Source organism: Nitrosarchaeum sp. AC2, assembly GCF_013407385.1.
Classification (GTDB): Archaea; Thermoproteota; Nitrososphaeria; order Nitrososphaerales; family Nitrosopumilaceae; genus Nitrosarchaeum; species Nitrosarchaeum koreense.
Genome location: NZ_CP030847.1, coordinates 124,976 through 138,818 on the forward strand (window position 1 = coordinate 124,976; position 13,843 = coordinate 138,818).

Consider the following 13,843-nt stretch of genomic DNA (forward strand, 5'->3'; position numbering starts at 1 on the left):
ATTAAAATTTTATTTTAATTATAAAGGTAGTAGATCTGTTGGTTCCAGTCTAGACGGATAGCCCCATTTCAAGGCATACAAGATCCGCCACGTAGACGAGGAAGCGTGGATGCTCCACCTTAGGATTGCTCCCTCCCGGACCTCATCCCTTTCGATAGTTCGGACTTAGACGTTATCCCTTCGGATAATTCTGGTCCTGCAACCACCCGCCTCGGCGTGATTTCATTTCCGCACACCAAGCGGGAATTACCTATCTAGAGATTTACCCAACAGTTACTGATCTCTGCGTATAGCCGGTTTCAGAATAGGGCACGGCTGGCACCCCAATCCTCCCTACTACCATTTTTTTCTATGACGGTATGTTATATTTGCATTAGGTTTGATTTTCTTTTAGTTTTAAAACCATATTACACACAGAACAGATCTTTCCAGTGCACTCATTACCACATTTTATACAGATTGTCTTTTGTTTGCTATTGCTGTCCTTTACACTTTGAGATACTTTGATTATTGATTGATACAGATTATTTTTAATTCCACTATGTTTTCCTTCTAATGAATTCAAGAATTCTCTGATCTCAGTTCTTATTCCTTCGTTCATGTGTGGACAAGGTTCTGTTTGAAATGGTATGTCGTTTGTAAAAGCATAAAATACAATTTCAGATTCATAAATCTCACAAAATGGCTTTATCTTTCTCAATGTGTTGCTGGAATTATCAGGATCCATCCAACCAATTTTAGTAGTATCTCCAGATAACATGTTTATTACAAATGTCTGTAACGTATCATCTAAATTATGCCCTGTTGCTATTACATCTGCACCAATATCTTTTGCTGCATGATCAATTGCACGTCTTCTTAGAGTTCCACAAATTGAACATGAAGATGTTTTTTCGCTTTCTCTCAAGTCTAGTGCTTCTTCTAATGTTAAATCAAACAATTCTTTATAAGAAAAAACTTTGTGTTCTACATTTAATTTAGCACAATATTCTTGGACAATCTCTAATGCCTCGTTTCTATAACCTGGAATTCCCTCATCAATTGTTATTGCCTTGATTCTAAAGTTATGTGTTTTAGTCATTTGATTAATGATATCAAGTAAAGCAAGTGAATCTTTACCACCAGATACTGCAACTGCTACTAGTTCATTATTTTGAATCATATTGTGTTTTGAAATAGTTTTTGCAGTCTTTCTTACAATAGAACTTGAAAAACATCTAGAGCATAATTTTTCTCCAGAATATTTACGCGTGTATGCTGCCTGATTCTCACATCTGTCGCATTTCATTAAACCATCTGATTATTTTTCATTAATGATTCTTTAGGTATTTTTTAGATAGTAAACCAGCCTGATTTCATGTATGATAATGCAATATTCAAACCAAACAATGCAAACGTGAATGCGTAAATTCCCCACATTGTAATGTTTACTGCCTTATCAGAAATTTTCTTATCTATGATTGTATGAATGAATTTTCCACCATCTAAAATTGGTAATGGCAACATATTGATGATTCCAATAAAAAATGATATCATCCATAACCATAGCAAAAACATTGAAACATTTGGATCGTTCCATTCAATAAAATTCAAAACTGGTTTGTATGCAAATGAATTATCCCTCATTATTCCTATCAATCCTCTTTGAGGATCTTCAGGTGATGGAATTATTTCAACAGGAAATTGTAAAATCTGTCCATTTCTCAGTACAGAGACATTTGCTATTTCACCAGGAATTAATTCTGTCTTTTGGAAATCCAACGGACTCAACATTTGGATTCCGTTAATTGAAGTAATGATGTCATTTGCAAGCAGTCCTGCTTTTTCTGCTCCAGAGTTTTCTATAATTGAAAGTATCAATACTCCATCTGGTAAATCATAAAATGTACTTAGTAATGGTTCAGGTAAAACCATTGCAAAGAAAGGATTTGTTAAAAGTATCAATCCTAACGCAAATGCAAAAATTACATTTGAAGTAGCTCCTGCACCGATGACTCTTAATTTTGAAATCTTTTTTGCTTTGTTAAATTCTTCCTCGTCTGGTTCTACAAATCCTGCAAACATTGCAATAAATATTGCAAACCCTCCAGTTTTTATCTTAATTTTTTCTAGTGTTGCAACAATACCGTGAGCACCTTCATGAATAACTAAAACAATTGGAATTGATAGTAAAAAGTATAGAATTGATGATGAAGATGTCAAAGTTACACCAGGAATTAAGACGGTTAACTGTGAAAATTCAGTTGGTGCTACAAAGTAGTTAGAAATATTTGATAGTAAAAACCAAAATGCAAATCCCATCATAAGAAAGCCTGCAACTACACTAACATTAGCAAAAATTTTGATTCCTCGTCTGGTTCGTCCTAACATTCTTGTTAACACTGATTGTACTTGTTGATTTTTGTAAACTAGACTGTAAATTTTTAGCTCAAATCCATGTTTTTCTAATTTTAATCCCTTGGCAACCACCAAAATTATTACCCACGCTATTAACACGTAGATTATCGAATTTTGAGTGATAAAATCAAGGTCCAAACTAATTGTTAATTTTTTAAACTCCTGTCATTTATAGGTATTATGAAGCCAACCATGATTATCTCTACATATCCTAACAAAATTTCAATTACAAAAATTGCAAATCAACTAATTGAAAATAAAATTATCGCTTGTGTTAACATTACTAAAATTTCATCCATTTACTCTTGGAATAATAAAATTGAAAATACTACCGAATATCTTGCAATCTTCAAAACAACACAAAAAAACAAAAAAATTCTCAAAGAAAAAATTAAAGAGACTCATCCATATCAAGTTCCTGAAATTGCTGAAATTGCTATTTCATCAATAAATTTATCTTATCTCAAGTGGCTAGCCAAATCTACCTCTTAGGCTTCTATAGCATAACGTAGTAAAGAAACTATTCCTCCCAATCCAGTAACTCTGAGACCTATGTCTGTGGAAGAGTCTACACTGTAAGTTTTCACACCTTTACTTTCAGCATCGTTGAGAAATTCTATTATTTTTTTTTCATCATTTGTTTGTATTGCTTTATCTGAAAAAACTAGTAATTCGACAGCACCAAATTGATTAGCTTTAAGAGTTTCCTCAAACCCCATAGTAAATTTCTTGCTTTTTTTGTTTGCCCTTAGCATTATCTCATCAATTATTGAAGATACTTTGGCCAGTTTACTCTCTGACATTATTTCTTTCATAGCTTGGGATTTTGTAAATGTGTAGATTCCGTCCTCTCCTCCTGAATCAATGCCTTCTACAACCTGAATTTTATATTTTTGAGCATCTTTGGATTTTAATATAAAATTTGAAAATCTTTTCTTTGTTTCTCCCGGACCAAAAATAATGATAGTGTCTGTTTCTTTGACTATAGAAAATAATGCTTGCTGAATTTGCTCAAAGAATTTTTCTATATTGAAATTTGTTTTGTATCTTTTTCCTCCAGATCCGGAATAGATATTTGGAATAAACTCCAAATGTGTCCCTTTTAATCTTGCTATTCCGCAATCTCCAGTATCAATTGCAACTAATACAAAACCTATTTGCTTGTTGTTTGACTCGATTAAATTTTTTTCAATTGGTAGCCATCTTTTCTTTGTAACTGTAATTCCATCACTTACTTTAAGAATAAACGAATGGTGTGATCCGTGAGGTACTGACTCGTTACTTGATTCTAATATGGTACCACCAATTCTTAATCTATCCAACACATCATCAAGTGATATTTTTTCTACATTTAGTGCAATTCTCACTTTTATTCTCTCCCCTTTGTCCGGTCTTGCATAATCTTTTTCTAGTTTGATTACTCTTGTTGTATCGCCAACTATTCTGTCTCCTTCTTTGATTACACGACGCAAATTCAAAAGATCATCAGAATCTTCTGGCATTACAGAAATTGAATTATCATCAATTGTTTTTGTAATCATGATCTTATTCTAACTAACAGAAACAAAAGAGTTTAGCTTGTGACTTCGTTAGTTTTTGTCTCTTCAGTTTTTTTCTTTAGGTAATTTTCAACCCAATCCAAAGTAAGGACACCTGATTCAGCTAGGTTTGTTAAAGAATTTGCAGAGGCTTCGCCTACTACCTTTCCATTGTTTTTTCTTATTTGACGCCATTTTAGTGCTGTATTTCCGCTCTTTGAATTATAGATAATTCCAAGAATATCTCGTGCGTTAACAAATGTAATGTCTCTTACTTTTTTTAAGGTAACCTTGTCTGCAGCTTCAACATAAATTGATCCCAAACTGTCTTCTCTTTCAGCAAATACTTCTGAATCCTCCAAATAACTTCTTGGAGCATAAGATCGGCATGTACTTCCAATTACAAATCTTCTAAAACTTTCCAATGATGCAGGAGTGTCAATTGTAACCATTTTGAATAAATCCACAGTTCGTCATTTATCAATCTTGTTGAAAGACTCAATAGGCATCTGCCTGAATTATGCCTTGCTGGCAGTGATGACCCTATCCCTTTGATTGATGATGAGGATCTTGAGTTCTGAGCCTGCTCTTAGAATTTTTATGACAGACATGCTAATTTCATATCATGAAATCTTTAACTGAATATCTAACCTATAATGTAAAAGGACGTAGAGGTTTTGTCAATATTACTTCTGATGTGAGAAAACTGGTTCTTAAAAGCAAAGTCCAAGAGGGACTTTGTCTTGTAAATGCAATGCATATCACAGCAAGTGTTTTCATAAATGACAATGAAAGTGGATTACATCATGATTATGAAAAATGGTTAGAATCACTTGCACCACATGAACCAGTTGATCAATATGAACACAATAATACTGGCGAAGACAATGCAGATGCTCATTTAAAACGACAAATAATGGGAAGAGAGGTAGTTGTTGCTATTACTGCTGGCAAATTAGATTTTGGTCCGTGGGAGCAAATTTTCTATGGTGAATTTGATGGACAAAGACCAAAAAGAGTGCTAGTTAAAATTATTGGCGAATAATTTATCCAAAATCTACATCGCGCTTCTGACTTTGTGACTCGTTCTTTCTTGCAGAAGCTCTGAATTCTTCATCATGATTCTGAGGTCCATGACCGCATTTCACACATGCCACTTTGAACCCATCATCATTTTTTTGCCAGGTTTCACAGCCACAAAAACATGCCATGTGTCATATTATTTTTAATACGATATATCCTTTGGGATCAGAAATTTGTTTCTAAGATGTTTTACAACACTCACCCATTGGGATTTCGTGATCATGAGGACATTTTCTTGGATGCTTTAACATGGTACATAGTGCATCTGTAAATTGTTTGTTCATATGATGTTCAATTCCACATACCATCTCTTCATCAATTGCAACTTTTAATGCACTGTCCATCAAAACTTCCAACAGTCTACTGTTTCTCATCATACTAGAACCGATTCTTTCTCCATCTTGGGTTAGTGTTACACCTGCTTTGTTATAGTTTACAAGATTTTTCTCATTTAATTTTTTGAGCATTTGTACAACACTTGGCTGTCTGACATTGAGCATCTTTGCAATTGTAGATATCTTGACATCTTCTCCTCTCTCTTTTATATGCCAAATTGCCTTGAGATACATTTCGACATGTTCAGCTTCTGCTGTTCCTACAAAAAGAATCTCATCATTTTCATCATTTACTGCGTCCATACTATACCACCTTTGAATCTTTTAATAAATATTCAAAGTATTGCCTTGCAAATCCTGCCAATCCTGTATGATCTGCCCAAATTGCAACTAGATCCGGGGTATTCATTGCTCCCATCTCTGGACCCAATAAAATTACGACATATCTGTTATCTGAAATTATTCCTCCACCAAAGAGTCCTTTTTTGATTTTTACAGTTGCAACTCTGCTTATTGCCTTGAGTGACTCTTTATCCATTTTATCTGAAGTTAATATTTTGATATCTACTCCTTTATCGTGTAATGCTCTTAGTTTTGGTAATGCTTGTCTGACTAACTCTTGTCCTGCTTCAGGTAATGCAATCATTACTTCATTTCTGCAAGATTCTACCATCTCCAAAATTTTTGAAGCGATATTTATTGCACCAGATAATACCCATATATCTGGCCTTTCACTGGTTCCACTTTTTTCATACAACGGAACAAGCTCGTTTAAAATAACATTTTGATTTTGTAAAAAATCATTTTGCATCTTTTGTTTTGTAGTCTCCAACCCCGTAGATGGAGATTTTGCAAAGTATTTTGTTGGTCTGGAATCATCAGAACCAATCCAGCCTTTCTCTTCTAGTGTCCCTAAAACCTCATAAATTTTTGAATAAGGAACACCTGACTTTTGACTAAGATCAGAGGCTGTCAATTCACCCGTTTCAAGTAACGAAGCAAATGTCCTTGTCTCATAACTAGTAAGACCGATTTTTTCTAGAGCCTTTCTTGTCTTGTCAGTTATATTCATGCGATCTAATCGTTAAGTTTTGATATTTAAACCAGTCATGCCTGATTACTAAATTCCATACGGGGCCAAGTAGGCAATGCGTTATATAGCATTTCAGAAAAGTTGCCATTGTAAGCATGGCATTAATTCAGATTTCCAATCAGTCAAGTAAAAGTCTAGGCAAGAAATCCACTATTAGATTTACTCAAAGCATATGTCCTGACTGTAACATGATATTAGATGCTGAAGTCTTTGAGCGAGACGATAAGGTCTACATGTCAAAGATTTGCCCAACTCATGGTGAATGTGAGGAATTATACTTTGGTTCTTATCAAATGTACAAGAAGTTCAGTACATACTGGGTAGACGGTAAAGGCGCTCATGCTCCAAACGTAATGATTGACAAATGTTCATGTCCAAATAACTGTGGATTGTGCTCAAATCACCTATCACACAGTGGATTGGCAAACATGATTGTAACTAATCGATGTGATTTGACATGCTGGTATTGCTTCTTTTATGTAAAGAAAGGCCTTGAAGGTGCTTACATGTATGAGCCAGACCATACACAAGTTAGAGGAATGATGAAGACACTTAAAGCTGAAAGACCAATTCCCGGCAATTCTATTCAGATTACTGGTGGTGAACCAATGCTTAGAGAAGACATTGCTGATGTTATTAAAATAATGAAAGAAGAAGGTGTTGACCATGTCCAGATGAATACCAATGGTATTAGACATGCAATGGATCCAGAAGCTGCAAGAGAAGTCAGACTAGCTGGATGTAACAACTTGTATCTTTCTTTTGATGGTGTTACTGCAAGAACAAATCCAAAGAATCATTGGGAAATTCCATATGCACTTGATAGCTGCAGAAAAACTGGAACAACCGTAGTCTTTGTTCCAACTGTAATCAAATCAATTAATGACCATGAATTAGGTGGAATTATTCGCTATGCACAAAAGAACATGGATGTAGTTCATGCTGTTAACTTCCAACCTGTATCGTTAACTGGTAGAATGGGTAAAGGAGAACGTGAAAAATACAGAATTACAGTTCCAGATTGCATTCAAAGAATTGAAGAGCAGACAAACGGTGAGGTAACTGTTGATGACTGGTTCCCAGTACCAAGTTGCATGCCACTAACTAATGTAATTGAGGCATTTTCTAGTAAACCAAAATATGAATTATCTATCCACTTTGCCTGTGGTGCAGGAACATACATCTTTGAAGACGCAGAGACAAAGAAATTTGTTCCACTAACTAAGTTCTGTGACATTCAAGGAATGCTTGAACTATTTGAAGACAAAGCAGAAGAGATTCGTTCTGGTAAAAACAAGTACTTTACAATGCTTGAAGTTGTAAGAAAACTAAAAGGCTTTGTTGACACAAAGAAGCAACCAGCAGGACTAGACTTGGCAAAGATGTTTGGCAATATTTTAATGAAGAGATCATTTGAGTCAATTGGCTCATGGCATGTCAAAGGATTATTCTTGGGTATGATGCACTTTCAGGACAAATACAACGAAGACTTGGAAAGATTGCAAAGATGTGACATTCATTATCTTACTCCAGACCTTAGAATCGTTCCATTCTGTGCATTTAATGTAATTCCAGAATGGTACAGAGACAGAATTCAAAAGAAATACTCCATTACAGTAGAAGAATGGGAGCAAAGAGAAGGCGTCAAACTAGAAGACGGTCTGTATCGTGGTCTAATGAGACGTGGAGCAGGAGATGAACTTGCTGCTGGTTGTGCAAAGAGTCAGATGTTCCATGACGCTGCTCAGGCAACAATGTAAATCTTAGACCTTAAATTATCTAAAACTAATTTTGTTTTGTGAAGATACTCTTTATTTCTCCAAGATATGAAGGAGGTATTGGAGGTCACGCATTTAGGGTGGCAGAAAAACTGCGTGAATTTGGATTTGATGTAAAGTTAATGCATATCCCACATGTTCCAATAAAAAATTTGAAAAATCCAAGCTTTGCAATTTTTGGTATGATAAAGGCAATACTTGATAGAGAAAAATATGATGTGGTACATGCATGGAATGTTCCATCTGCATTTGTGATGAAGTTTGTAAAAGCAAAAAAGAAAGTTCTCTCAGTTCATGGGATTTATTCAGAACAGGTAGACGCATTGCATTCTACTGCCACAAGTAGTATGGTTAGTAATGCAGAGTCTAAAGTTTTGAAATTTGCAGATGTTCTTACAACTGATTCAAAATCTGTTCAAAAAACATACAAAGAAAAACTGGATCTTGACTTTGTGTATCTTCCAGCACCGTTAGATATTAAAAAATTCAATGAAATTCCAGACGTAAAAAAAATTGAAAACCAAATTGTCTATGTTGGGCGCGATAGCTTTGAGAAAGGAACCGATATTTTACGAAATATAGAGCCACAAATTAAAGGCAAAATAGTTTATTGTACAAACATGTCATGGATTGAGGCTATGAAAAATCTCAAGGCATCTTTTGTTCTAGTTGTTCCTTCAAGAATGGAGAGCTTGCCACAATCAATCAAGGAAGCATTTTTTTTAAAAATTCCAGTAATAGCTACAAGTGTTGGGGACATTCCAGAAGTGATTAAAAACAATGAAACAGGAATACTTGTTCCACCAAACGATCCGCAATCATTACTTGATGCAATTAATTCATTATTGGAAGACAAAGATAAGACATCACAAATGGCAGAACATGCATATGAGTTTATAATTGAAAATTTTACCTGGGAGAAATTAATCTTCAAATATGTTGATTTTTATAAAAATTTATCTTAGATAAAAAATTTTGATAATCCATTTTTTAATTCCATAGAATACTTCCAGTTTAATACAGATTCAGTCAAGTTGGTATCTGCCTGACTAGACTGTACATCACCATCCAGTGCATTTTCATACTGTATCTCTAGTTTCAAACCTGATAACTCGATCATTATTTTTGCAAGCTGCTCAATTGATGTTATAATGCCTGTACCAATATTAAAAAATCCGTTATTTACATTGCTTTGCATAGCAGCTATGTTTGCACATGCAACATCATCAACAAAAATAAAATCTCTTAATTGTGTACCTGTGCCAAAAATTATTGGAGATTTTTTTTCTTTTAACCTATTGAGGAATTTTGTAATCACACCGGCATATGAGCCAGTTTGACCATCTCCATAGACATTAAAGTATCTAAGGCCAATAATGGATACATTATCTTTAGAATATTTCTCAGCAAGAAATTCGTCGTCTAATTTTGTTTTTCCATATGGGTTAATCGGATTACGTTCACTATTTTCAACTATTGGGATTTTTTTTGGATTTCCATAAACACTTGAACTGCTTGCATACACTACTTTCAAGTCAAACTCTTTTGCAATTCTAAATACATTTTCAGTTCCTTTTACATTGACATCGTTGTATTCTTGTTGTTTTGTAAATGATTCTTGTACATCTGTAAGTGCAGCTTCATGAAATATTCCATCAGAATTTTTTACTATGTCTCTAAGTTGATCAAAATCTCTTATGTCAACTTTATGAAACTCAACACCAAGTGATGAAATTCTCTCAATCTTTCCTCGATACATATTATCAATTACAATTGGAGTGTGATTTTGCTTGAGAAGTTGTCTTACTATGTTATTTCCGATAAACCCTGCTCCTCCAATTACTGCAAATTTCATGTCGTCGCTAAAATTTTCCAATCTTTAAATCTTCATCATTAATAAAACTAAAAAACAAGTAAATTATGTGAAGTTGTAAGTCAGAAATGAAAAATGTTCTAGAAATGAATGAATTTGAGTTCAATAATAGCATCCAATCAGGATCACTCAAAATATGTGTAATTGGAATTGGAAGAATAGGTCTCCCTACCGCATTATCATTTGCCAATTCTGGTCTACCTACTATCGGTCTTGATATCAACTCTGAACTAGTTGATATGATTAATCAAGGAGAATTTCCCTTAAAGGACGAACCTGGATACCCTACAATCTTTGAAAAAGTTTTAAAAGAAAAAAAATTCACTGCGACTACTAAGATTCAAGATGCTGTTCCTCAGTCAGATGTAATAGTTTTATCATTGCCTACACCAATGGATAAACAAAATGTACCAAATTATGATGCTTTACGTTTAGTAGGAAGACAACTCCACGAATTTTTAACTTCTGGTTCTATAGTCATTGTTGAAAGTACAATTGAGCCAGGTTTTGTTGAGAATGAATTAAAATCAATAATAGAAGGAAATGATCTCAAACTAACTGCTGGTAAAAATTTTGGTATAGGAGTATGTCCAGAAACTGCAAATCCAGGACAAATTCTTAATGACTTTGAGAGATTACCTAGATTAGTTGGAGCAATAGATCAAAGAACTCATAATATAATAAAAAAAATCTACAAACATGTTTTTACTGTAGACTTGATTTCAATGCCTGACTGTAAAACAGCAAATGCCGTAAAATTAACAACAAATGTTTTTCGTGATCTAAACATTGCATTTATCAATGAACTGGCATTAATCTTTGAAAAATCTGGAATAGATATAATGACCGTTTTAGAAGCTGCAAAAACAAAATATAATTTCCAAGTTCATTATCCTGGAGCTGGAGTTGGCGGACCATGTCTTCCTGTAAACTCTTATCAAATGATAAATTTTGCAAAAACTTTTGGCTTTGATAACTTTTCAATTGTTGAAACAGGAAGAAGAATTAATGAATCAATGCCAGATCATGTAATTGAACTTTTGAAAGATGCCTTTAGCGAATCTTGTACAGACATAAAACAGTCAACAATATTGATTTTAGGCGTAACATACAAACCTGATGTAAAAGATGTTCAATTAACTCCTGCCGAACCAATTATTTCAAAATTACACCAACTAGGTTCTAATGTAAAAATATATGATCCATACTTTAAGAATTCAACTTTGTTTGGAATAAACTGCGAATCAAATCTTGTGGAATCTTTGAAGCAATCTGATGCATTAATTGTGGTTACAGCTCATAAAGAATTCCATGATCTAGAACCAGCATTCTTAAAATCAACTCTGAAATCTCCAGTGGTAATTGATTCTAGATGTATAATTAATCAATTTGATGCAAAAAATGCAGGATTGATTTATCGTGGAGTTGGACGTGGAAAAATCTAGTTCGAAATTAGCTCCTAATTCAATCAAAAATATTCTCACTCTTAGATACAATCCAACAAAAAAATCAAAATTTACCAAAAAAACTTGGAAAGATTTTGTTGAAAAACCATCCAATACATCTTCACAAATAATAGAAAACTTGATCTGTTCAAACATCCATAAAACAATTAGAAATTCTACAAATACAAAAATATCCATAGCTCTTAGTAGCGGAGTTGACTCTACACTTGTTTTAGCACTATTAAAAAAAACATGTCCAGATGTAAAAATTAGTGCAATTTCAATTAGATTTGAGAATAGTGTTGATGAATCAAGATATGCTGCAAAGATTGCATCAAAATTTGACATAGATCATAATATTGTATATGTTGAAAATTATCTCAGGGAATTACCACAAGCAGTTAGTATTATTAAACAACCGTTTTGGGATTTACACTGGTATCATGTTGTAAAAAAAGCAAAAACTCTGGGAAAATTCCTGATGTCAGGTGATGGTGGAGATGAATTATTTGGAGGTTATACATTCAGATACAAAAATTTCTCTCTCTAACTGCAAAAAACTCATCACCAATTGATAAAGTCAAAGCATATCTGCAATGCCATGAAAGAGATTGGGTAGAAGACCAAGCAGACATATTTGGTAAAAAACTTGGTTTTAATTGGAATCCTATCTACAAACAATTTTTACCATATTTTGATAATCCATTAAGTCAATTATCGCAGGTATTTCTGGCAGACTTTAATGGTAAACTACTCTACAACTGGATTCCATTAAATACAAGTTTTCACAGTTACTTTGGAGTAAAACCTGTTACTCCACTATTATCTAAAGAAACAATTCAACATACTACACATTTACCGATTAATTTAAAATATGACTTAAAAACCGATACTGGAAAGCTTCTCTTAAGGGAAATTCTTCACAAGTATTCCCTTGATAAATTATTGATTAAGAAAAAACAAGGGTTTTCTGTAGATACAATGAATTTGTGGAAATCTTATGGGTATGATTTATGTGATTGTTATCTGTCTGATGCAAGAATTGTACAGTCCAAATGGATTAACAAAGATTGGATTGAAAAGCATTTTGATAAAAATAACATAGATATCAGATATGTAAACAAGTTTCTTGGGTTATTATCTTTGGAGATATGGTACAGAATATTTATCACAAAAGAAATGAAACCAACTGTTACTCTTTAAATTCTTAATTTATTTAATTCCGTGTTTTTCCAAAATATCTAAAAACTCTTTTGCAATTTTACTCCAATTGAAGTTCTCTTCAACGAATTTTCTTCCACTTTCTCCCATGCTTTTTCTTTTTTGTTCATTATTAATTAAAAGTGATAATTTTTCAATCCATTCGTTTGCATCACACTTCTCTATCAAAAATCCAGTTTCGTTATTTTTCATAAGCTCTGGAATCCCTCCTACGTTTGTTGCAACTACTGGCTTTTTCATTAATTGTGCTTCTTGCAATGTTAACGGTGACATGTCAATTCCACTAACTAGTGCATAGACATCAATCTCAGTTAGATACTCTCTGACTTTATCTGGATATTGCAAATTTCCAAGCCACTTGAAATTATCATGTTTTCCTAATGCCGATAGAATCTTGTCACGGTACGGCCCATCTCCTGCCCAGTAAAAAGTCACATCAGGCATGGATTTTAAGACACTATCTAAAATAAGCATCTCTTGGGCTTTTCCCCAAATTACTGCCCCTTGTAACAATCCAACACAAGGATGTTTGAGAGTCATTCCTTTTGATGTATACCATCTAGATGAGGATATTCCCTGATACATCACTCCTGTTTTTTTGTTTGGATAATTCCTCTTGACAATTTTTTCTAAATGTTCACAAATTGGTACAATTAATGATGATTTTTGAAAAGTTTGTCTAGCAATAGAAATCCACATTTGCAATGCAATTCTCTTTGGAAGTGATTTGTACAGTGTATTTTTTGCCCACTCCATTTCCTTCCAAATGTTTCCTCTCAGATGTATTACTAGGGGAATATCCTGTTTAGATGCGGCAAGCGCAAAATGCCTTTGTCTGTCTACTAGAATGACATCTGGCTTAAATTCAGAAATTAATTGATCAAACTTCTTTCTAGTTTGAAACCAATCGGAAACCTTACGGCTTGGAAAACCATTGCAAATATCTGTATCTACAACTAGCTTACAATCAACTCCTAAATCTGTTAGAGCACTTGCAAATTCCTTTAGATGAAATATCTTGGAGGTAGAACCTCCTATAAGTAATCTCATTTTTGTTCACAATTATAAAAATAATGTATG

General features: G+C 33.7%; 16 protein-coding genes and 1 other RNA gene. 7 read left to right on the forward strand and 10 right to left on the reverse strand.

Annotation, left to right across the window (positions count from 1 at the left end):
* Positions 1 to 27: 27 nt before the first annotated feature.
* The 3 genes from ffs to DSQ20_RS00620 form a co-directional block, all read right to left on the reverse strand.
* Positions 28 to 339: signal recognition particle sRNA (ffs, locus tag DSQ20_RS00610), an RNA gene on the reverse strand.
* A 34-nt stretch (positions 340 to 373) separates the two neighbouring features.
* Positions 374 to 1,288: a TIGR00269 family protein gene (locus DSQ20_RS00615; RefSeq protein WP_179365645.1), complete on the reverse strand. Its 915-nt coding sequence runs from the start codon at positions 1,286 to 1,288 to the stop codon at positions 374 to 376.
* Positions 1,289 to 1,332: 44 nt separating this feature from the next.
* A complete protein-coding gene (locus DSQ20_RS00620) occupies positions 1,333 to 2,496 on the reverse strand; it encodes a site-2 protease family protein (RefSeq protein WP_255458276.1) in 1,164 nt (387 codons plus the stop codon).
* Positions 2,497 to 2,577: 81 nt separating this feature from the next.
* Between DSQ20_RS00620 and cutA the strand changes: the two genes are divergently transcribed.
* Complete coding sequence (gene cutA, locus DSQ20_RS00625; protein ID WP_179365646.1) at positions 2,578 to 2,889, forward strand: divalent cation tolerance protein CutA; 312 nt, start codon at positions 2,578 to 2,580, stop codon at positions 2,887 to 2,889.
* On the opposite strand, the gene DSQ20_RS00630 is transcribed toward cutA, so the two are convergent.
* Together DSQ20_RS00630 and DSQ20_RS00635 are read right to left on the reverse strand one after the other, a co-directional pair.
* On the reverse strand, positions 2,886 to 3,938 hold the full coding sequence (locus DSQ20_RS00630) for an mRNA surveillance protein pelota (RefSeq protein WP_179365647.1): 1,053 nt from the start codon (positions 3,936 to 3,938) through the stop codon (positions 2,886 to 2,888). The two genes, cutA and DSQ20_RS00630, sit on opposite strands and share 4 nt — an antisense overlap.
* Positions 3,939 to 3,970: 32 nt before the next feature.
* Positions 3,971 to 4,387, reverse strand: a complete 417-nt coding sequence (locus DSQ20_RS00635) for a hypothetical protein (RefSeq protein WP_179365648.1) — start codon at positions 4,385 to 4,387, stop codon at positions 3,971 to 3,973.
* Between the two features lie 173 nt (positions 4,388 to 4,560).
* On the opposite strand from DSQ20_RS00635, the gene DSQ20_RS00640 reads away from it, so the two are divergent.
* Positions 4,561 to 4,980: a secondary thiamine-phosphate synthase enzyme YjbQ gene (locus DSQ20_RS00640; protein WP_179365649.1), complete on the forward strand. Its 420-nt coding sequence runs from the start codon at positions 4,561 to 4,563 to the stop codon at positions 4,978 to 4,980.
* Position 4,981: 1 nt separating this feature from the next.
* Here DSQ20_RS00640 and DSQ20_RS00645 read toward each other — a convergent pair whose 3' ends face one another.
* The 3 genes from DSQ20_RS00645 to DSQ20_RS00655 are packed head-to-tail and all read right to left on the reverse strand — an operon-like array spanning position 4,982 to position 6,425.
* A complete protein-coding gene (locus DSQ20_RS00645) occupies positions 4,982 to 5,146 on the reverse strand; it encodes a hypothetical protein (protein ID WP_007549417.1) in 165 nt (54 codons plus the stop codon).
* A gap of 51 nt (positions 5,147 to 5,197) precedes the next feature.
* A complete protein-coding gene (locus DSQ20_RS00650; protein ID WP_007549419.1) occupies positions 5,198 to 5,656 on the reverse strand; it encodes a metal-dependent transcriptional regulator in 459 nt (152 codons plus the stop codon).
* Between the two features lies 1 nt (position 5,657).
* Positions 5,658 to 6,425, reverse strand: a complete 768-nt coding sequence (locus DSQ20_RS00655) for a TrmB family transcriptional regulator (RefSeq protein WP_179365650.1) — start codon at positions 6,423 to 6,425, stop codon at positions 5,658 to 5,660.
* 116 nt (positions 6,426 to 6,541) lie between these two features.
* Here DSQ20_RS00655 and tes point away from each other — a divergent pair, with 116 nt between their 5' ends.
* Both tes and DSQ20_RS00665 read left to right on the forward strand, forming a co-directional pair.
* Positions 6,542 to 8,206, forward strand: coding sequence for a tetraether lipid synthase Tes (tes, locus tag DSQ20_RS00660; protein WP_179365651.1), 1,665 nt, complete (start codon positions 6,542 to 6,544; stop codon positions 8,204 to 8,206).
* Between the two features lie 38 nt (positions 8,207 to 8,244).
* Positions 8,245 to 9,189 carry a glycosyltransferase family 4 protein gene (locus DSQ20_RS00665; RefSeq protein ID WP_179365652.1) on the forward strand — a complete coding sequence of 315 codons (945 nt, stop codon included), beginning with the start codon at positions 8,245 to 8,247 and terminating at the stop codon, positions 9,187 to 9,189.
* On the opposite strand, the gene DSQ20_RS00670 is transcribed toward DSQ20_RS00665, so the two are convergent.
* The gene (locus tag DSQ20_RS00670; protein WP_179365653.1) at positions 9,186 to 10,079 is read right to left on the reverse strand and encodes an NAD-dependent epimerase/dehydratase family protein; all 894 of its coding nucleotides are present in this window, start codon (positions 10,077 to 10,079) and stop codon (positions 9,186 to 9,188) included. The genes DSQ20_RS00665 and DSQ20_RS00670 overlap by 4 nt on opposite strands.
* A gap of 86 nt (positions 10,080 to 10,165) precedes the next feature.
* Between DSQ20_RS00670 and DSQ20_RS00675 the strand changes: the two genes are divergently transcribed.
* The 3 genes from DSQ20_RS00675 to DSQ20_RS10495 all read left to right on the forward strand — a co-directional run bounded on the left by DSQ20_RS00675 (position 10,166) and on the right by DSQ20_RS10495 (position 12,745).
* Positions 10,166 to 11,542, forward strand: a complete 1,377-nt coding sequence (locus tag DSQ20_RS00675) for a nucleotide sugar dehydrogenase (RefSeq protein ID WP_179365654.1) — start codon at positions 10,166 to 10,168, stop codon at positions 11,540 to 11,542.
* Entirely contained in the window at positions 11,529 to 12,092 is a 564-nt protein-coding gene (locus tag DSQ20_RS10490; RefSeq protein ID WP_255458277.1) for an asparagine synthase C-terminal domain-containing protein, read from the forward strand. The genes DSQ20_RS00675 and DSQ20_RS10490 overlap by 14 nt, the downstream gene beginning before the upstream one ends.
* A gap of 311 nt (positions 12,093 to 12,403) precedes the next feature.
* Positions 12,404 to 12,745, forward strand: coding sequence for an asparagine synthase-related protein (locus tag DSQ20_RS10495; protein ID WP_370464196.1), 342 nt, complete (start codon positions 12,404 to 12,406; stop codon positions 12,743 to 12,745).
* A 9-nt stretch (positions 12,746 to 12,754) separates the two neighbouring features.
* On the opposite strand, the gene DSQ20_RS00685 is transcribed toward DSQ20_RS10495, so the two are convergent.
* On the reverse strand, positions 12,755 to 13,813 hold the full coding sequence (locus tag DSQ20_RS00685; protein ID WP_179365655.1) for a glycosyltransferase family 4 protein: 1,059 nt from the start codon (positions 13,811 to 13,813) through the stop codon (positions 12,755 to 12,757).
* Positions 13,814 to 13,843 lie beyond the last annotated feature (30 nt).